The 18125-nt window shown below is 69.4% G+C and carries 18 protein-coding genes and 1 riboswitch; of the genes, 14 read left to right on the forward strand and 4 right to left on the reverse strand.

The window, feature by feature from the left end; translation table 11 throughout:
- The first annotated feature begins 66 nt into the window (after nucleotides 1-66).
- Nucleotides 67-1155, forward strand: a complete 1089-nt coding sequence (locus tag OG984_RS22290; RefSeq protein WP_328528369.1) for a PLP-dependent cysteine synthase family protein — start codon at nucleotides 67-69, stop codon at nucleotides 1153-1155.
- On the opposite strand, the gene OG984_RS22295 is transcribed toward OG984_RS22290, so the two are convergent.
- Both OG984_RS22295 and OG984_RS22300 read right to left on the reverse strand, forming a co-directional pair.
- On the reverse strand, nucleotides 1119-1817 hold the full coding sequence (locus OG984_RS22295) for a YwaF family protein (protein ID WP_328528370.1): 699 nt from the start codon (nucleotides 1815-1817) through the stop codon (nucleotides 1119-1121). The two genes, OG984_RS22290 and OG984_RS22295, sit on opposite strands and share 37 nt — an antisense overlap.
- Nucleotides 1818-2066: 249 nt before the next feature.
- The gene (locus OG984_RS22300) at nucleotides 2067-2852 is read right to left on the reverse strand and encodes a putative protein N(5)-glutamine methyltransferase (protein WP_328528371.1); all 786 of its coding nucleotides are present in this window, start codon (nucleotides 2850-2852) and stop codon (nucleotides 2067-2069) included.
- A 16-nt stretch (nucleotides 2853-2868) separates the two neighbouring features.
- Between OG984_RS22300 and OG984_RS22305 the strand changes: the two genes are divergently transcribed.
- From OG984_RS22305 to OG984_RS22315, 3 genes are read left to right on the forward strand one after another with little or no spacing between them, the layout of a single operon-like run.
- The gene (locus OG984_RS22305; protein ID WP_008354976.1) at nucleotides 2869-3225 is read left to right on the forward strand and encodes a hypothetical protein; all 357 of its coding nucleotides are present in this window, start codon (nucleotides 2869-2871) and stop codon (nucleotides 3223-3225) included.
- Nucleotides 3222-3644, forward strand: coding sequence for a hypothetical protein (locus tag OG984_RS22310; protein ID WP_328528372.1), 423 nt, complete (start codon nucleotides 3222-3224; stop codon nucleotides 3642-3644). Before OG984_RS22305 ends, OG984_RS22310 begins: the two co-directional genes overlap by 4 nt.
- Nucleotides 3644-4696, forward strand: coding sequence for an MBL fold metallo-hydrolase (locus tag OG984_RS22315; RefSeq protein WP_328528373.1), 1053 nt, complete (start codon nucleotides 3644-3646; stop codon nucleotides 4694-4696). Before OG984_RS22310 ends, OG984_RS22315 begins: the two co-directional genes overlap by 1 nt.
- Here the strand turns inward: OG984_RS22315 and OG984_RS22320 are convergent.
- On the reverse strand, nucleotides 4686-5117 hold the full coding sequence (locus tag OG984_RS22320) for a GNAT family N-acetyltransferase (protein WP_328528374.1): 432 nt from the start codon (nucleotides 5115-5117) through the stop codon (nucleotides 4686-4688). The two genes, OG984_RS22315 and OG984_RS22320, sit on opposite strands and share 11 nt — an antisense overlap.
- Before the next feature lie 31 nt (nucleotides 5118-5148).
- Nucleotides 5149-5257: riboswitch (TPP riboswitch) on the forward strand.
- Here OG984_RS22320 and OG984_RS22325 point away from each other — a divergent pair.
- The 7 genes from OG984_RS22325 to OG984_RS22355 all read left to right on the forward strand — a co-directional run bounded on the left by OG984_RS22325 (nucleotide 5254) and on the right by OG984_RS22355 (nucleotide 13985).
- The gene (locus tag OG984_RS22325) at nucleotides 5254-6315 is read left to right on the forward strand and encodes a thiamine ABC transporter substrate-binding protein (protein WP_328528375.1); all 1062 of its coding nucleotides are present in this window, start codon (nucleotides 5254-5256) and stop codon (nucleotides 6313-6315) included. It overlaps the preceding riboswitch by 4 nt.
- Complete coding sequence (locus tag OG984_RS22330; RefSeq protein WP_328528376.1) at nucleotides 6312-7955, forward strand: ABC transporter permease; 1644 nt, start codon at nucleotides 6312-6314, stop codon at nucleotides 7953-7955. The genes OG984_RS22325 and OG984_RS22330 overlap by 4 nt, the downstream gene beginning before the upstream one ends.
- 129 nt (nucleotides 7956-8084) lie before the next feature.
- On the forward strand, nucleotides 8085-9101 hold the full coding sequence (locus OG984_RS22335) for an ABC transporter ATP-binding protein (RefSeq protein WP_328528377.1): 1017 nt from the start codon (nucleotides 8085-8087) through the stop codon (nucleotides 9099-9101).
- A gap of 11 nt (nucleotides 9102-9112) precedes the next feature.
- Nucleotides 9113-10180: a phosphatase PAP2 family protein gene (locus OG984_RS22340; protein WP_328528378.1), complete on the forward strand. Its 1068-nt coding sequence runs from the start codon at nucleotides 9113-9115 to the stop codon at nucleotides 10178-10180.
- A 30-nt stretch (nucleotides 10181-10210) separates the two neighbouring features.
- A complete protein-coding gene (locus OG984_RS22345) occupies nucleotides 10211-12124 on the forward strand; it encodes an acyl-CoA dehydrogenase family protein (RefSeq protein ID WP_328528379.1) in 1914 nt (637 codons plus the stop codon).
- Nucleotides 12125-12335: 211 nt separating this feature from the next.
- Nucleotides 12336-13286: a DUF559 domain-containing protein gene (locus tag OG984_RS22350; RefSeq protein WP_328528380.1), complete on the forward strand. Its 951-nt coding sequence runs from the start codon at nucleotides 12336-12338 to the stop codon at nucleotides 13284-13286.
- A gap of 129 nt (nucleotides 13287-13415) precedes the next feature.
- Nucleotides 13416-13985 carry an AAA family ATPase gene (locus OG984_RS22355; RefSeq protein WP_328528381.1) on the forward strand — a complete coding sequence of 190 codons (570 nt, stop codon included), beginning with the start codon at nucleotides 13416-13418 and terminating at the stop codon, nucleotides 13983-13985.
- On the opposite strand, the gene OG984_RS22360 is transcribed toward OG984_RS22355, so the two are convergent.
- On the reverse strand, nucleotides 13979-14470 hold the full coding sequence (locus tag OG984_RS22360; RefSeq protein WP_328528382.1) for an inorganic diphosphatase: 492 nt from the start codon (nucleotides 14468-14470) through the stop codon (nucleotides 13979-13981). The two genes, OG984_RS22355 and OG984_RS22360, sit on opposite strands and share 7 nt — an antisense overlap.
- Before the next feature lie 86 nt (nucleotides 14471-14556).
- Here OG984_RS22360 and dacB point away from each other — a divergent pair, with 86 nt between their 5' ends.
- The 3 genes from dacB (at nucleotide 14557) to tilS (ending at nucleotide 18117) form a co-directional block, all read left to right on the forward strand.
- Nucleotides 14557-15939 carry a D-alanyl-D-alanine carboxypeptidase/D-alanyl-D-alanine endopeptidase gene (gene dacB / locus OG984_RS22365; protein WP_328528383.1) on the forward strand — a complete coding sequence of 461 codons (1383 nt, stop codon included), beginning with the start codon at nucleotides 14557-14559 and terminating at the stop codon, nucleotides 15937-15939.
- Between the two features lie 24 nt (nucleotides 15940-15963).
- Nucleotides 15964-17013, forward strand: coding sequence for a zinc-dependent metalloprotease (locus tag OG984_RS22370; protein WP_328528384.1), 1050 nt, complete (start codon nucleotides 15964-15966; stop codon nucleotides 17011-17013).
- Between the two features lie 120 nt (nucleotides 17014-17133).
- Nucleotides 17134-18117: a tRNA lysidine(34) synthetase TilS gene (tilS, locus tag OG984_RS22375; RefSeq protein ID WP_328528385.1), complete on the forward strand. Its 984-nt coding sequence runs from the start codon at nucleotides 17134-17136 to the stop codon at nucleotides 18115-18117.
- Nucleotides 18118-18125: the final 8 nt, after the last annotated feature.

Genomic DNA, 18125 nt, shown 5'->3' on the forward strand with positions numbered 1-18125 from the left:
TCGGTCCCGCCATTGTGGCTCACCGCACATGCCAAGGACAGATCAGGGTGGAGTTACGCTCGGCCGGTGCCACGCCTCTCTGACTCCCATCGCGCCTGGATCGACGAAGCCGTACGCCGCGTCGAGGCCGACGCGCAGCGCTCCGCCGATACCCATCTGCACGTCGTGCCGCTGCCGGGATGTCCGGGCATCGACCTCTACCTGAAGGACGAGTCCGTCCACCCCACCGGCTCGCTGAAGCACCGCCTGGCGCGGTCGCTGTTCCTGTACGCGGTCTGCAACGGCTGGCTGCACGAGGGCGCGACGGTCGTGGAGGCGTCCTCGGGGTCGACCGCGGTCTCCGAGGCCTACTTCTCCCGGCTCCTCGGCCTCCCGTTCGTCGCGGTGATGCCGCGCTCGACGTCGAAGGAGAAGGTGGCGCTGATCGAGTGGTACGGCGGCACCTGCCACTTCGTCGACCGCGCTCCCGACATGTATGCCGAGGCTGAGCGCCTCGCCCGCGAGTGCGGCGGCCACTACATGGATCAGTTCACCTACGCCGAGCGGGCCACCGACTGGCGCGGCAACAACAACATCGCCGAGTCGATCTTCGACCAGATGTCGCAGGAGCGGCACCCGGTGCCGACCTGGATCGTCGTCTCGGCGGGCACCGGCGGCACCTCGGCGACGATCGGTCGCTACCTCCACTACCGCCGCCACCCCACCAAGCTGATGGTCGCCGACCCGGAGAACTCCGCCTTCTACGGCGGCTGGGAGATGGACACCTCCGACTACGCCACCGGGATGCCGTCGCGGATCGAGGGGATCGGGCGGCCGCGGGTCGAGCCGTCCTTCGTCGGCGGGGTGGTCGACGACATGGTCCAGGTCCCCGACGCGGCGTCGATCGCGACGATGCGCTGGCTCTCGGCCCGGATGGGCCGCTCGGTCGGCCCCTCGACGGGCACCAACGTGTGGGCATCGCTGGGTGTCGTACGCGAGATGGTGGCGGCCGGTGACGAGGGCAGCGTCGTCTCGCTGCTGTGCGACTCCGGGGAGCGCTACCGCTCGTCCTACTACGACGACGGCTGGGTCAGCGAGAAGGGCATCGACCTGGCTCCGTACGCCTCCGCCCTCGCCGACTACGAGCGCACCGGCGTCCTCGTCGACCCCTCCTGACGGGCCCAGATCCGCATCCCGAGGGTGACCAGCGCCCACACGCCCGCGATGAGCAGGATCTCGTTGAGGATGTAGACCGGCCACGGCCCGAGCACGTCGAGCAGCGAGCCCGACGGCGGCTTGTAGCGCAGGTAACCGTAGTTGGCGTCGAGGACGAGGTTGAGGACGTACGCCGCCGCGGCCCACACCGCTGTGGTCGCGACCGCCCAGCCGTAGTCCCGCCAGCGCGGTAGCAGCTTGAGCCCGAAGACCAGGTAGACCGCGGCGAGCACGACCACCAGGTGCATCGCCCAGAAGGTGATGTAGCTGACCTCCGGGAAGTCCCGTACGTCCGGAGTGAACACACCCTGGGTGGTCAGCGTGAGACCCCAGAAGCAGGTCAGCGCCGTCGGGTAGGGGTGGTGGGTCCACAGCGCGACCGCCGCCGCCATCCACGCCAGGTCGCACAGATGGATCGGCAGATCGATGAAGAGGTCGAAGTCGGTGACCCACTCATGGGCCTGCAGCGGGATGGTCGTCAGTGGGATCGCGAGCGCGAATCCTCGGGAGAATCGCGACGGATTCTCCTCGTCCCGCTGGCGCCTGCCCAGCCAGACCACGGCCACGATCCCCGCTGTGAGCAGGGACAACGGCACCAGATGGGTCAGACCGTAAGCCTGCATGTCGAAAGTCTGACGGGATTCCCGAAAAAATTCTTCCCAACCCGCGTCATGGGTCCGCGGCTGGCCCGTTTCATCGGCGAGAAGGTCGTCCACCGGTGGGGGGTGGACGATCTCTCACAGAGGTTGGTGGCTGATCCGTGGGCCAAGAAACGGGTCCGACGCCAACTGGGTGGAGGTCCCTCTGAATGCACACCGCGGGGGTGGTGTGCAATCAGAGGGACGCCTCGCCTTGGGCGTCGGAATACCCGGTTAACCGGGTATTCCGACAGCGATCCCGGTCACCGCCGTCGCGTAGAGCTCCTCGTCGTGATGGATCTGCGCGACGAGCCCCTGCTCCCGCATCAGGCTCGCGGTGACGGGCGCCTGCTCCTGGCCGGCCTCGATGACGAGTACGCCGCCGGGTGCCAGATGCTTCGGAGCCTGCTCGATCACGCGCCGCTGGACGTCGAGGCCGTCCGCGCCCCCGTCGAGAGCCACGTGGCGCTCGTGGTCGCGCGCCTCGGGCGGCAGGTTCCGGATCTGGTCGCTCGGCACATAAGGAGCGTTGGCCACGATCACGTCGAACGCGAGGCCGTGGGGGAGCGGGGCGAAGAGGTCGCCGAGGAGCACCCGGTCCGAGGGCAGATTTCGTCGGGCGCAGGAGACGGCGGCCGGGTCGATGTCGGTCGCCCAGACCTCCGCGTCCGGGACACGTGCGGCGATGGCCGCGCCCAGCGCTCCGGTCCCGCAGCCGAGGTCGAGAACCCGCCGGGTCGTGCTGTGCTCAGTCCCCTGGACGGCGAGCTCGACCATCAGCGCCGAGCGCTGCCGGGGCACGAACACCCCAGGCGCGACCCCGATCCGGAGCCCGCAGAACTCGGCCCAGCCCAGGATGAGCTCCAGCGGCTCACCGGCCAGGCGGCGTACGACCATCGCCTCTCGCTCCTGCGGCGAGACGGGCTCCGCCTCGAGGAGGGCCGCCTCCTCCTCGGCGAAGACGCAGCCGGCGGCGCGGAGGCGGGCGACGAGCCCCGAATCGGGAACGACGGAGGTCATCAGAGAATATTGGCACGTGGACGCCCTGACTCCGATCGGAATCATCGTGGCCGCGTACGCCGCGTTCGTGACGATCGCGGCCGTCGTCGGCCTCGTCCTGAAGGCCCCGCGCCCACGGTGGCTGGACCAGCTGGCGTGGATGCTCGAGATCCTCGCGGTCGTGCTCGCGATCGGGGCGCTGGCGGGCTGGTCGGCCGGGCGCAAGCCGGAGTCGCTGTCGACCTTTCTGGGCTACCTGGGCGCGCTCGTGTGCCTGATGCCGCTGGCGCTGCAGACGATGCGCGAGGACCGCTCGACCTGGTCCTCGGGCGTGATCGCGGCGGCCGCCCTGGCGACGGGGGTCGTGGCCGTACGCGTCATGATGGTCCGGTGACCGAGACCGCTCCCGCCAAGACCCGTTCCGGTCCCCACCTGGTGCTGCTGACCGTCTACGCGATCTTCGTGCTCGCCGCGGGCGCCCGGTCGCTGGTGCAGGTCCTCACCCGCTTCGACGAGGCCCCGATCGCCTACTCGCTCTCGGTGGTCGCCGCCGCGACCTATGTCGCCGGCTGGTTCGCGATCCGCCGGGCGGCCAACGGGTCGGCGGGCTTCGCGAAGGTCATGCTGTGGATCGAGCTCGCCGGCGTGTTCGTCGTCGGTGTCCTGTCCCTGGTCGTGCCGTCCTGGTTCCCGGATGCATCGGTATGGTCGAAGTTCGGGAGCGGATACGGTTTCGTTCCTGCCCTGCTGCCGATCCTGGGCCTGCTCTGGCTCTGGAAAGGTCGAACTCCGGGGCCGACCGAAGGAGCCTGATGAGTCAGTCGACAGCCACCGCCATCTCGCCTGACTCGGGGGAGCACTGGTCCGCTCCGGGAGCATGGACGGTTGCCGACGGCGTGCACCGGATCCCGCTTCCGCTGCCGATGGACGGGCTCAAGGCGGTCAACATCTACGTCCTCGAGGGCTCTGACGGCCTTTCGTTGGTCGATGGTGGCTGGGCGATCACCGAGGGGCGCGCCGCGCTGGAGAACGGGCTGAAGAAGCTCGGCTTCGCGTTCGGTGACATCCGGCGGTTCCTGGTCACCCACGTGCACCGCGACCACTACACGCTGGCCTCGGTGCTGGGTGAGGAGTTCGGCGCCGACGTGCTGCTCGGCGCCGGCGAACGGCCCACCCTCGAGCTCACCAACGGCGACCTCGACGGCTGGATCTCGACCGACCGGCTGCTCGCCCATGCCGGTGCGCACGAGCTGGCCGCGGTGTGGGCCGCCAACCCGCCGCCCGCGCCCGACCTGTCCCACTGGCGGATGCCCTCGCAGTGGCTCGAAGGGGACGTACGCCTCTCCGTCGCCGGCCGCGACGTCGATGCCGTGCACACCCCTGGGCACACCCAGGGCCACTACGTCTATGCCGATCTGGCCGGCTCGGTCCTGTTCGCCGGTGACCACGTGCTGCCCACGATCACGCCGTCGATCGGCTTCGAGCCGGTGCCGGTCATCGACCCGCTGGGCGACTTCATGGCCTCGCTGACCAAGGTCAGGACCCTGCCCGACCTGCAGCTTCTGCCCGCCCACGGCCCCGTCGCGACCTCGTCGCACGCCCGCGTCGACGAGCTCCTCGCCCATCACGAGACCCGGCTCGCCCAGTCGCTGGCCTCGTTGAAGGCCGGCCGTCGCTCAGCGCTCGAGGTCGCCAACGACCTCGGCTGGACCCGCCACGAGCGCGCCTTCGCAGAGCTCGACTACTTCAACGCCGGCCTCGCGGTCATGGAGACCAAGGCCCATCTCGAGCTCCTGGCGGCTCGCGGTCAGGCCACGCGTGAGGAGACAGAGGCGAGCGTGCTCTTCGCTCCCGTCAACGCCTGAGCCGCATCGGCGTGTGCGGGATGCCGTCCTCGAGGAACTCCTCGCCGTCCTTCACGAACCCGAACTCGGCGTACCAGCCGGCCAGCGGCGACTGGGCGTCGAGGACGATGTCGCGGTCGGGGACGGCCTCGACGGCAGCCTTCATGATCACGTCCGCCAGGCCCTGGCCGCGGTGGGTGGGGGCGAGAACGACGCGGCCGATCCGCCACACGTCGCCGTCGTCGAGGATGCGGGCGGTGCCGGCGAGCTGGTCGCCGTCGGTCAGCACCACGTGACGCGTCCCGGGCTCGAGGTCACGGCCGTCCAGGTCGAGGTACGGGCAGTCCTGCTCGACGACGAAGACCTCCTGGCGCAGCCGCCACAGGGCGTACGCGGTCTTGGGGGTGAGGTCGTCGAAGGACGAGATGGAGACGTCGGTCATGGGTGGATTCTCGCAAGCAAGTAGTGTTGCCGGGAACAGACAGGGGAGGCCGGAAGGCCTGAGAGTGCGGCGAACAGCGCCGCAGACCCTCCGAACCTGCTCCGGTTGATACCGGCGAAGGGAGTCAGAAATGCGCATGCGTACGCCTGCCATCGCTGCCACAGCTATCTCGGCGTTGCTGCTGTCCGCCTGCGGCGGCACGCCGGCGGAGCCGGAGTCCGAGAAGTCGAAGGGTGCCGACGACAAGACGGTCGTGCTGCTGACCCACGACAGCTTCACGCTGCCGAAGGAGGTGCTGGCCGAGTTCACCGAGAAGACCGGCTACACCGCCGAGATCCGGCACGCGGGCGACGGCGGCGAGCTGACCACCAAGATCGCCCTGGACACCGGCAACCCCGACGGTGACGCCGTCTTCGGCGTCGACAACACCTTCGCCAGCCGCGCGATCGACCAGGGCGCGCTGGAGGCCTACACGCCGTCCGAGATCCCCGAGGGCGTCTCCGACTACGACCTGCCCGGCGACGAGGAGCACTTCCTCACCCCCGTCGACAACGGCAGCGTGTGCGTCAACATCGACACCGAGTGGTTCGCCGCGAAGAAGCTGACGCCGCCGAAGTCGCTCGACGACCTGGCCGAGCCCGCGTACAAGGACCTCTTCGTGACCCCGGGCGCGGCGACCTCGACGCCGGGGATGGCGTTCCTGCTGGCGACCGTCGCCGAGTACGGCGAGGACGGCTGGGCCGACTACTGGGGCAAGCTGATGGACAACGGCGCCAAGGTCGTCGACGGCTGGGACCAGGCCTACTACTCCGACTTCACCCAGGGCGGCGGCAAGGGCACGCGTCCGATCGTCCTCTCCTACGACTCTTCGCCGGCCTTCACCGTCAAGGACGGGAAGACCACGACTGCCGCGCTCCTCGACACCTGCTTCCGTCAGGTCGAATACGCCGGTGTGCTGAAGGGTACTGACCACCCCGAGGGCGCCCAGGCGCTGATCGACTTCATGCTCTCCGACAGCGTGCAGGGGGCGCTGCCGGAGAGCATGTATGTCTTCCCCGTCTCCTCGAGCGTCGAGCTGCCCGCCGAATGGGCGAAGTTCGCCCAGCAGCCGACCTCGCCGCTCTCCGTCGAGCCCGAGGAGATCGAGGAGAACCGGGAAGCCTGGCTGGCGACCTGGAGTGACACGATCGCGCAGTGAGCTCCACCCGTCGCGTAGGCACCCTGGTCGCGCTCGCCGCCCTTCCGGTGGCCGTGCTGGCGGTCTTCTTCGTCCTGCCGGTCACGGGGATGGTGCAGCGCGGCCTGTTCTTCGGTGGCTCCTTCGACCTGTCCGTGGTGTCTCGGGTCGTGGGGCGCCCGGAGATCCAGCGGGCGCTCTGGTTCACGCTGTGGTCCTCGGGCCTCGCGACGGTGCTGAGCGTCGCCTTGGGGCTGCCGGCTGCGTTCGCGCTGCATCGGCTGGCGTTTCCGCTGCAGCGTGTGATCCGGGCCGGGCTGCTGGTGCCGTTCGTACTCCCCACCGTCGTCGTCGGGGTCGCCTTCCGCGAGCTCATCGGCGAGGCGGGGATGCTGGCCTCTCTCGGGTTGGACGGGACGCCGACCGCGATCATCCTCGGGCTGGTCTTCTTCAACGCCTCGGTGGTGATCCGCGCGGTCGGGGCGGCCTGGGAGTCGCTCGATCCGCGTCCGGGTGAGGCCGCCGCCGCTCTCGGGGCGTCGCCCTTGCGGGTCCTGCTGACGATCACCCTGCCCGCGCTGCGTCCCGCGATCGTCTCGGCGGCGTCGGTGGTCTTCCTCTTCTGCGCGACCGCGTTCGGGATCGTGCTCACCCTCGGCGGGGTGCGCTACAACAGCATCGAGACCGAGATCTACAAGCTGACCTTCACCCTGTTCGACCTGCCCGGTGCCGCGGTGCTGTCGGTGCTCCAGCTGGTGGTCGTCGTCGGTCTCCTGGTCGTGGCCGGTCGGCTGCGTTCGGTGCCCGATCCCGCGCAGTCGCGGGTCGTCGTACGCCGTCGGCAGGTGTCGCTGCGAGACCTCCCGGCCCTGTTGTCGACGTCCGTGCTGGTCCTGCTGGTGGCCGGGCCGCTGCTGGCGCTGCTGCTCGGGTCGCTGCGCGTCGACGACCGGTGGAGCCTCGGGAACTACGTCGCCCTGCAGACCCCTGGGTTCGACCCGCCGCTGCCGGTGCCGGTCACCACGGCGCTGATGACGTCGCTGGCGGTCGCGGTGCAGGCGACACTCGTCGCGCTGGTGCTCGGGCTGCTGGTGGCCTTCGCGGTGACCCGCCGGTCGCGGACCCGGGCCGAGCATCGAGTGCGTGCGGTCCTCGACGGGCTGTTCATGGTGCCGCTCGGGGTCAGCGCCGTCACCCTCGGGCTCGGGCTCTACCTGACGCTCGGGTCGGGCGTCCTCGACTTCCGTGACGAGCCGTGGCTGGTACCGCTGGCCCAGGCTCTGGTCGCGTTGCCCCTGGTGGTGAGGACGTTGGTGCCGGTCCTGGGATCGGTCGACGACCGACTCCGCCAGGCCGCCGCCGGGCTCGGGGCCGGGCCGCTGCGTGCGGTGATGACCGTCGACGTACCTGCCGTCTGGAAGCCGCTCCTCGCCTCCTCCGGCTTCGCCTTCGCGGCCTCGCTGGGGGAGTTCGGCGCGACGTCCTTCCTGGTCCGCGAGGAGCGCCCCACCCTCCCCGTCGTCATCCTCCGGTTGCTGTCCCGTCCGGGGTCCGACAACTACGGCATGGCCCTCGCCGCCGCCTGCGTCCTCGCCCTCGCCACCGCCGTCGTGATGCTCCTCGTCGAGCGTCTCCGCGTCCCTTCGATCGGAGCACTGTGAACACCGCACCGCCGAAACCGCACCTTTGGGGGCCGAGTCCGCACTTGTGGCGGACGAAACGGCAGTTTGGTACGCCAGAACTACCGATTCGGCCACCAGAACTACCGATTCGGCGGGATCGGGGTTGCGATGCTGTCGCTGCGTGAGGTGTCGGTGGCGTACGACGGGAAGGCGGCCGTCTCGGACGTCAGCCTGGAGCTGGCGGACGGAGAGGTGCTGGCGCTGCTCGGGCCTTCGGGGTCGGGGAAGTCGACGCTGTTGCGGGCAGTGGCCGGACTGGAGCCGGCGACGGGGGAGATCTGCTGGGACGGGCGGGAGCTGCGCGGAGTGCCGACGCACAAGCGCGGCTTCGCGCTGATGTTCCAGGACGGGCAGCTGTTCCCGCACCTCAGTGTCGCGGGCAACGTCGCCTACTCGATGCGGCTGCGGCGCATCCCCGGCGCCGACCGCGAGAAGCGGGTCGCCGACCTGCTGGATCTCGTCGGCCTGGGTGGCTACCAGGATCGCCTCCCGGGCACGCTGAGCGGTGGCGAGCGGCAGCGGGTCGCGCTGGCACGGGCGCTGGCGGTCGAGCCGAGGCTGCTGCTCCTCGACGAGCCGCTCTCCGCGCTCGACGCGGGGCTGCGGGAGCGGCTGGCCGGCGATCTGCGACGGATCCTGCACGAGGCCGGCACGACAGCGCTCATGGTCACCCACGACCAGGAGGAGGCGTTCGCGGTCGCCGACCGGATCGCGCTCCTGCGCGACGGTCGCCTCGTGCAGGAGGGGACCCTCCGCGACGTCTGGGCGCGGCCGACCGACACCTGGGCGGCGCTGTTCCTCGGCTATGCCCGTGTGCTCGAGGGCAGTGCGGCGCGGACCGTTCTGAAGGCCGCCGGACTGAGCCCAGCGGGCGCGGTGGCGCTCCGACGCTCGGCCTTCGTCGCCGACCCGGCGGGGCCGCTCACCGGCACCGTCGTCTCGGCCAGGGCCACGCCGGAACAGCACCGGCTCGTCGTACGTCTCGACGACATCGGTGAGGTCGACGCGGTCGCCGACTCGGCGCCGGCGCCGGGGGAGTCGGTCAGGCTGCGGGTGGAGCCGAACCGGCTGGCCATTCCAGAATCTGTTGTCCCCGAATCGGCAGAGCAGCCACCCGCCATTTAAACTTAGCGGCTATGTATCGCCGCGCTCAGATCTTCCTCGTCAGTAGCGCGCTGATCTTCGGCCTGATCGCAGTCGTGACCGCGCAGATCGTCGACAAGCGCATGCTCGACCCGGAGGGCTTCCTCGGACCGTCCTGGCTCCGGTTGCCCCTCCTCGTCGGAGCCGCCCTGCTCGTCGACCTGGTGCCACGCACGCTGTGGTTGGCGAAGTTCAAGTGGAAGGACATGGGCCCGATCTTCAAGGAGCGGGTCCGCACCCACTGGACCCGTGAGCGCCTGACGCTCGTGGCGATGGGCATCGTCTGCTTCTACCTGGTCTACGTCTGCTACCGGAACCTCAAGTCCTTCCTGCCGTTCGTCGTGCCGGAGACCTACGAGTTCGACCACGAGCTGCACCTGATCGACAAGGCGGTGCTCTTCGGCGCCGACCCGGCGATCCTGCTCCACGACCTGCTCGGCACCGGTTGGGTGGCCTGGTTCCTCTCCTACATCTACATGTGGTTCCTGCCGCTGGTGCCGTTCGCGGTCGCCGCATGGCTGGTCTGGTCGCGCAACCTGGCCTACGGCTACTGGTTCGTCGCCTCGCAGTGCATCGCCTGGATCCTCGGCACGGTGTCCTACTACTGCCTGCCGACGGTCGGTCCGGGCCTGCAGTACCCCTATCTCTACGCCGACCTGCCGGACACGCCGGCCAGCAGCCTGATGGAGTCGCTGGTCTTCACCCGGCAGCACGTCCTCTTCGACGTCGACGCCAACGTGGTGCAGTCGGTCGGTGGCTTCGCCTCGCTGCACACCGGCATCACCCTGCTGGTGGCGCTGATGATCCACGCCACGATCAAGAACAAGATCGCCCGCTGGGCCGGCTGGATCAACTTCGGGATCACCGTCGTGGCGACCGTCTACTTCGGCTGGCACTATCTCGCCGACGACGTCGCGGGCGCGATGATCGCGCTCGTCGCCTACTACTTCGGCGGGCTGGCGGCCGGCCAGAAGTTCCAGCGCAAGGGCGTGCGCCGGCTCGTCGCCGAGTCCGACGCGATCGCCGGGCGCGAGGCGAAGGTCGCCCACGAGCTGACCTGATCCTGGCCTCGCCCGGCATAGGGTGGCGACGTGAACGCCATCGATGCCGCCGCACTGACTTCACTTCTCGACGGGCGCTACGCCGGGGTACGCCAGGACGTACGCCGAGCGCTGGCCGAACGCGCCGACTTTCTCGACGAGGTCGAGGAGCTGCCCCGGCCGGAGTACCGCGAGCGGGTCCGGGAGGTGCTCCTCGACGTATCTGCGACCGGCCTGACCGGGCTCGGGTTCCCGAAGGAGTACGGCGGCGGCGGTGACGTCGGCGCTTCCATCGCCGCCTTCGAGGAGATGGCCGGCGGGGACCTGTCGCTGCTGGTGAAGTCGGGCGTGCAGTTCGGGCTCTTCGGCGGCGCCATCCTGCAGCTCGGCACCGCCCGGCACCACGACCGCTACCTCGCCGACATCGTCTCCGGGCGCCTGCTCGGCTGCTTCGCGATGACCGAGCACGGCCATGGCTCCAACGTGGCCGCCGTGGCGACCGTGGCCACCTACGACCCGGCGACCCAGGAGTTCGTCATCGAGACGACCCGGGAGGATGCGTACAAGGACTACATCGGCAACGCCGCTGCTCACGGCGAGCTCGCGGTCGTCTTCGCGCAGCTCGTCGTCGGCGGCGAGGAGCGTGGGGTGCATGCCTTCGTCGTGCCGATCCGGATCTCCGGCGTCGCTGCGCCCGGGGTCAAGATCGCTGACGACGGGCCCAAGATGGGGCTCAACGGCGTCGACAACGGACGGCTGTGGTTCTCGGGAGTGCGGGTGCCGCGTACGTCCTTGTTGAATCGCTTCGCCGACGTCACCGCCTCCGGCGAGTACGTGTCGGAGATCGAGTCGGCCGGGCGCCGCTTCTTCACCATGCTGGGCACGCTCGTGCAGGGCCGGGTCTCGGTCGGTGGAGCGGCGATCCGGGCCTCGGAGGTCGCGCTGACGATCGCGGTCCGCTACGCGCTGCGACGCCGGCAGTTCGAGGCTTCCGCGGAGGCCGAGGAGTCGCTGCTCATCGACTACGGCCAGCACCAGCGCCGGCTGCTTCCCCTGGTCGCGCGGACCTATGCGTTGCGCTTCGCGCAGGAGGTCGTACGCGACGACCTGCACGACGTCTTCTCCGGTGTGACCACCTCGGAGCACGCCCGACGCGAGCTCGAGTCGCGGGCCGCCGGCACGAAGGCCCTGGCGACCTGGCACGCGACGCGGACCATCCAGGAGTGCCGCGAGGCGTGCGGTGGAGCGGGCTACCTGTCCGCCAACCGGTTCGCTGCCCTGAAGGCCGACACGGACGTCTTCACGACGTTCGAGGGCGACAACACCGTGCTGCTCCAGCTGGTCGCCAAGGGGCTGCTCACCGGCTACTCCAGCGAGTTCGAGGAGATGGACCAGCTCGACCTCGTCCGCTTCGTGGCCGGTCTCGCCGTCGAGACGGTTCTGGAGCGGACCGCCGTGCACAAGCTGCTCGAACGGGTACGCGACGTCGTCCCGATCGCGGGGGAGCGCGAGCCGGACATCCTCGACTCCGACTACCACCTGGCGATGCTGCGCTTCCGCGAGGAGCACATGCTCGCCGGCGTCGCCCGGCGCCTGCAGTCCGGGGTGAAGGCCGGCGGAGAGCCGGGCGCGGTGTTCTCGACCGTGCAGGACCACGTCATCGGCGTCGCCCACGCGCACGTCGAGCGGCTCATCCACGAGGCTTTCCGGGAGAAGGTCCGCGGGCTGCCTGAGGGGGCGGTGCGCGACGTGCTCGACGTCGTCTGCGACCTCAGCGCCCTCTCGGTCATCGAGGCCGACCGCGCGTGGTTCATGGAGCACGGCCGGCTCTCCTCCGAGCGTTCCAAGGCCATCACCGCCGAGATCAACCGCCTCTGCCGCGAGCTCCGCCCGCACGCGCGGCTGCTCGTCGACGGCTTCGGGGTGCCCGAGGAGCTGCTGCGGGCGGAGGATCTGATCGGCTGAGGGGTGGGTCGGAGCGGGAGCATTTTCCCGCCATGGCGGGAAAATGCTGGCTTGAGTCGGCTCGGGTGGCGGCAGAAGCCCGCCATGGCGGGAAAATGCACCTGCCCCGCCAGCGAGCCGCGGACCGGCCACCATGCTCCCCAGCAGGAGTTATCCACAGGGGGTGTGGATAACTCCTGCAGTCATCGTGCGGATCACGCATGATCCCCGCATGACTGCCGTTCTCGTGAAGCCCAGGACCGAACCCAGGATCCCTGTCGACCCGAGCCGACCCTTCCGCCGCAAGGACGGGCTGGCGAGCGGATTCGATCCGCGCCGCAAGCGGAAGGAGTTTCGACGACTCTTCCACGGGATCTACGTGTCTCGTGCCGTCGAGGTGACACCGCTGCTGATCGCTGAGGCCGTCGTACTGAGCGTCGATCCGCTCGGAGCGTGGGCGAGTCATGCGACGGCCGCTCGAGTGTGGGACCTCCCGATCCCGCCGTTACCAGGTGAGCACGTGACCGTTCTTAGGCGCAGCCAGCGTCGGGGCCGGCCCCAGATCAGTTGCCATTCTGCGCCTGACGGATTGATCACGAAGTTCGATCACGTGGACGTCTCGGCCCCGGCACAGGTCTTCGTCGACTTGGCAGCGCTGATCCCGCTCGTCGAGTTGGTGGTCGTGGGCGATCACATGGTCAGACAGGGACTGGTGACGACGGCGGAGCTGGCGGAACACAGCGCTATGGCCAAGAGTCCCGGTGCGGCGCTCGCACGCCGCGCCGCTTCGCTCGTCCGCAACGGAGTGGATTCCCCGATGGAAACCCGACTCCGGCTGTTGATCGTGCTCGCCGGGATCCCCGAGCCTGAGGTCAATGCGCTGGTCGGCGACGAGACGGGCAGGAACAAGTACGACCTGAGCTACCGCCGCTCGCGGACGATCATCGAGTACGACGGAAAGCATCATGTCGAACGCGAAGAGCAGTGGGAGTCAGACCTGGTTCGTCGGGAGAAGATCGATGACGACGGATGGCGGATCCTCGTCTTCATCGCCAAGGACATCTACACATCGCCTGCCGAGACCTTGGAGCGGATCCATCGGGTGCTTCTGCAGCGCGGCGAACCGGGCGTTCCACGAAGGCTCAGCGACGAGTGGAAACAGCACTTCCCTGATCGCTCCTGAGTGAAGGAGGGCCAGCCACGGGCAAATTCCCGCCATGGCGGGAAAATGCCGCCTGGAACGACCTCAGCTACGAACAGAATCCCGCCATGGCGGGAAAGTGCGTAACCCCCTCGCCGATACCCTCGCCGCGTGACTCGCCTGATCCTCCTCAACGGCCTACCCGGCGTGGGGAAGTCGACGATCGCGCGCCGATATGCCGCCGAACACCCGGGCACTCTGCTGTGCGACATCGATTCGCTGCGTACGTTCATCGGCGGCTGGCGCGACGACTTCGAGGGATCCGGGGCGCTGATCCGGCCTGCAGCGCTCGGGATGATCACCGGTTATCTGCGGGATTCCGGTGACGTGGTGCTGCCGCAGCTGCTCTCCAGGGTGACCGAGCTGGAGAAGTTCGAGCGTGCGGTGCTCGAAGCGGGCGCAGACCTCGTGGAGGTCGTACTCGCCGCCGACACCGATGACGCCGTACGTCGCTTCCACCGCCGCGACGATGGCACGGACTCGTGGCACACCATCGTTCGGAGCCTGGTCGCGGAAGCAGGAGGTGACGAGGTCCTGCGCGGTTACGCCGAGAGGCTGGCAGCCCTGATCCGCAGACGTCCGGCGACGAGAATGGTCACCAGCGTGGAGGGTGAGGTGGACGCGACGTACGCCGCGGTGGTGGCGGCCATCGATGCCGCCGCGTCCACGAGACCTCAGTGAGCGGTGTTCTTGAACCGGTCGACGGAGGCGGCGATCTCCGACTCCGCGGCGGCCTTGCCGACCCAGTCGGAGCCCTTGACGGTCTTGCCGGGCTCGAGGTCCTTGTAGTGCTCGAAGAAGTGCTTGATCTCGTTGAGCGTCCACTCGTCGACGTCCGAGAGGTCCTGGATGTGGTCGAAGCGGGGGTCGCAGGGGACGCAGAGGACCTTCTCGTCCTGGCCCTTCTCGTCCTCCATGACGTACATCGCGACGGGGCGGGCCTGGACCAGCACGCCCGGGAACAGCGGATACGGGGTCAGGACCAGCGCGTCGAGGGGGTCACCGTCCCCGCCGAGGGTGTCTTCGATGTAGCCGTAGTCTGCGGGGTACATCATGGAGGTGAACAGAACGCGGTCGAGACGAAGCCGATTCGACTCGTGGTCCACCTCGTACTTGTTGCGGGATCCCTTGGGGACCTCGATCAGTACGTCGAACTCCTGCGTCACTTCTCTGCCTCCAGACAAACCCAAAAACGGAATGCCGGACAGTCTGACACCGATCAGCGTCAGACCCGGCATCGAGGAGGATATCCGTGGAGCCTGACACCCCGCCGAAGTGGCCGTCAGAGGAGACGGACGAGGCCCGCGGGAAGCTCGCGATCGTGGTGCCGTTGGTGCTCGCGCTCCTGGTGGGAGCCGCGGCAGCGGCGTACGCCCTGGGGTGGGTGCGCTATGCCCAGGGCAACGTCGCGCCGACCCCGCCGCCGGCGCCGCTGAGCATCGCCACGGTCAGCCCGGCGGCGGTCGCGGGCCAGCAGACGAAGACCCCCGGAAAGCCTGATCAGGCCGCGCTGGAGCGGGTCATGCGCGAGATGGTCGGCGACAAGCGTCTCGGCAGGCACCTCAAGGCAGCGATCGCGCCGCTCGAGGGCGGCGCCCCGCTGGTCACCCACGGCACCGGGGCCGCCACTCCGGCCAGTGTCACGAAGGTGCTGACCAGCGTGGCGGTGCTGGAGGCGTACGGCCCCGAGCGCCGGTTCGAGACCAGCACCACCCTCCAGGGGAGCACCGTCACGCTCGTCGGGGGAGGTGACGCATCTCTCACCAGCAACGACCTCGATGCGCTCGCTGCCGAGACGGCCCGTGAGCTCGGCACCACCAAGACGGTGAGCCTCGCCTACGACGACAGCCTCTTCGCCGGTCCGGTGCTGAGCCCGACCTGGCGACGCACCTACCTGGGCGAGGAGGTCGGCGGGATCACCGCGCTGCTGGTCGACCACGGCGGGTCCCAGGCGACGGGCTACAGTCGCGATCCCTCCCTGCAGGCCGCCGAGCAGTTCAAGAAGTCCCTGGTCAAGCACGGGATCAAGGTCGACGGCAAGCCCGTCCGCGGGACCAAGGCAGGCACTCAGCTCGCGGTACGCCAGGGCGACACCCTCCGCGAGATCGTCGAATACACGCTGCAGCACAGTGACAACCAGCTCGCCGAGGTGCTCGCCCGCCACGTCGGGCTCGCGGCGGGCGATCCGACCTTCGACGGCTCCACCGCGGCGATCACGGCCACGCTCAAGGATCTCGGCATGGACACCACCGGACTGGTGCTCCGTGACGGCTCCGGCCTCTCCCGGCAGAACCGGATCCCGCCGACGCTGCTGGTGAGCGCGCTCCAGACCGCCGCCAACGCCAAGCGCCCCGAGCTCGCGCCGGCGACGACCGGCCTGCCGGTCGCCGGCTGGGTCGGGTCGCTGTCGCGGCGGTTCAACTTCGACGCCGAGCCGGGTCGCGGCCGCGTCCGGGCGAAGACCGGCACCCTCACCGGAGTCTCCGGGCTCTCCGGGATCGTGGTCGACGCCCGCGGCACGCCGTTCGTCGTCGTACTCATGGCCGACGGGTTCAAGCCCGAGCAGACCCTGGACGTACGCGACGCCCTCGACGATGCGATGGCGTCGGTCGCGACGTGTCGATGCTCGGCATAGGTCCGGTCGGCTACGGTCGTAGGCATGACCCATCGAGCTGAGGAGCCCAGGCCGACCGGAGCGACGATGGTCGACTGGGACCTGGCCGTGCGGCTCGGCGCGAAGGTCGCTGGGGACGGCCCGATCGTCTCGCGCGACGAGGCCAGGCAGGCCGTCGAGGAGCTGCGTGCGGACGCTGCGAAGGCGACCGAGTTCGTGCGTGAGTTCACCGGCCTGGACGCGCCCCGCGACACCGCGCCGGTCCTCGTGGTCGACCGCAGGGGCTGGATCCAGGCCAACGCCGACACCTTCGCCCACGTGATCTCGCCGGTGGTCGACCGGATCACCGCGAAGCGGGCTCCGGGCGCCCTCTCCCTGGCGGTCGGCTCCAAGGTCAGCGCCGCCGAGGTGGGTGGTCTGCTCGGCTTCATGTCCTCGAAGATCCTCGGCCAGTTCGACCCGTTCTTCGGCCCCTCGGGCCGGCTGCTGCTGGTCGCGCCCAACGCCGTCCACGTCGAGCGCGAGCTCGGCCTCGACCCGACCGACTTCCGGCTGTGGGTCTGCCTCCACGAGGAGACCCACCGGGTCCAGTTCACGGCGAGCCCGTGGATGCGCGACCACCTCTTCGCCCAGATCGAGGGGCTCTCCGAGGCGATGGACCCCGCGTCGATCTTCGACGGTGGCCTGCAGCGCGTCACCGAGGCGCTCAAGGGCAACGGCAGCATCGTGGATGCCTTCGCCAAGCCCGAGCAGAAGGAGATCATCGACCGGGTCACCGGCATGATGTCGCTGCTCGAGGGCCACGCCGACGTGGTCATGGACGACGTCGGCCCCGGGGTGATCCCGAGCGTCACCGCGATCCGCAAGGCGTTCAACAAGCGCCGCCAGGGCATCGGCATGCTCGACCGCCTGCTGCGCCGCCTCCTCGGGCTGGAGGCCAAGATGGCGCAGTACCGCGACGGCGCGAAGTTCGTACGTCACGTCGTCGACCGCGTCGGAATGGACGAGTTCAACGCCGTCTTCGCCGGCCCCGAGAACCTCCCGTCGAAGGCCGAGATCGTCGAGCCGGACGCCTGGGTCGCGCGGGTCTTGTGACTCGCCGGTTGGTTCGTCGAGGTATGTAGACGAGGTGTCACTTCCCGTGCGGAGTTCCACGAGGGAAGTGACTGTTCGTCTGCATACCTCGATGAGCATTCGCCTCGCTAGGGTGACGTGGTGAGCCTCCACCCCTCGATCGCAGCCGTACGCCGCCCCGTCCGCGCCACGCTCGAGCAGCTGGAGCCGGGCGACAAGGTGATCGTGGCCTGCTCCGGCGGAGCGGACTCGCTGGCGCTGGCCTCGGCGGCGGTGTTCGAGGGCCACAAGCTCGGGCTGCACATCATCGGTGCGACCGTCGACCACGGGATGCAGGAAGGCAGCGACGCCCAGGCGAGCAAGGTCATCGCCCAGCTCGCCGAGATGGGTGTCGACGAGACGGTCACCGCGACCGTCGAGGTCAAGGCCGACGGTGAGGGGCCCGAGGCAGCCGCCCGACAGGCTCGTTATGCGGTCCTCGACCAGCTCGCCGAGCGCCTCGGCGCGAGCGTGGTCCTGCTCGGCCACACCCGTGACGACCAGGCCGAGACCGTGCTGCTGGGCCTGACCAGGGGATCGGGCGCCCGCAGCCTCTCCGGGATGCGCGCCGCCTTCGACCGCTATCGCCGCCCGCTCCTCGGCACCACCAGGATCGACACCGAGACCGCCTGCCAGATCGAGGGCCTCGACGTCTGGCAGGACCCGCACAACCGCGACTTCGCCTACACCCGCGCGCGCATCCGGCACCGCGTCCTGCCCACGCTCGAGGAGGATCTCGGGCCGGGGGTCACCGAGGCGCTGGCCCGCACGGCCGAGCAGCTCCGCGAGGATGCCGACTTCATCGACGACATCGCCGAGGCGATGCACCGCGAGCTCGGCGGAACCCTCCCGGTCGAGACCCTCGCCCAGTACCCGTCCGCCGTCCGCACCCGGGTCCTCCGGATCGCAGCGCTCGCGGCCGGCAGCCCGCCCGCAGAGCTCACCCGTGAGCACGTCAAGGCCGTCGACGAGCTGGTCACCGGCTGGCGCGGGCAACGCTGGATCGACCTGCCGGGACACCTTCGGGCGCGGCGTACGAACTCGTCGATCGTCTTCGAATCAGGCCCTTTCCCCACAAGCATTTAGAGTGGCGC

The organism is Nocardioides sp. NBC_00368 (assembly GCF_036090055.1).
Taxonomy (GTDB): domain Bacteria; phylum Actinomycetota; class Actinomycetes; order Propionibacteriales; family Nocardioidaceae; genus Nocardioides.

What these genes read in the sequence shown, in the direction of transcription:
- OG984_RS22295 (WP_328528370.1), bottom strand. Translation starts at nt 1,817, where the DNA reads ATGCAGGCTTACGGTCTGACCCATCTGGTGCCGTTGTCCCTGCTCACA.
- OG984_RS22300 (WP_328528371.1), bottom strand. Translation starts at nt 2,852, where the DNA reads ATGACCTCCGTCGTTCCCGATTCGGGGCTCGTCGCCCGCCTCCGCGCC.
- OG984_RS22315 (WP_328528373.1), top strand. Translation starts at nt 3,644, where the DNA reads ATGAGTCAGTCGACAGCCACCGCCATCTCGCCTGACTCGGGGGAGCAC.
- OG984_RS22320 (WP_328528374.1), bottom strand. Translation starts at nt 5,117, where the DNA reads ATGACCGACGTCTCCATCTCGTCCTTCGACGACCTCACCCCCAAGACC.
- OG984_RS22325 (WP_328528375.1), top strand. Translation starts at nt 5,254, where the DNA reads ATGCGTACGCCTGCCATCGCTGCCACAGCTATCTCGGCGTTGCTGCTG.
- OG984_RS22335 (WP_328528377.1), top strand. Translation starts at nt 8,085, where the DNA reads ATGCTGTCGCTGCGTGAGGTGTCGGTGGCGTACGACGGGAAGGCGGCC.
- OG984_RS22340 (WP_328528378.1), top strand. Translation starts at nt 9,113, where the DNA reads ATGTATCGCCGCGCTCAGATCTTCCTCGTCAGTAGCGCGCTGATCTTC.
- OG984_RS22350 (WP_328528380.1), top strand. Translation starts at nt 12,336, where the DNA reads ATGACTGCCGTTCTCGTGAAGCCCAGGACCGAACCCAGGATCCCTGTC.
- OG984_RS22370 (WP_328528384.1), top strand. Translation starts at nt 15,964, where the DNA reads ATGACCCATCGAGCTGAGGAGCCCAGGCCGACCGGAGCGACGATGGTC.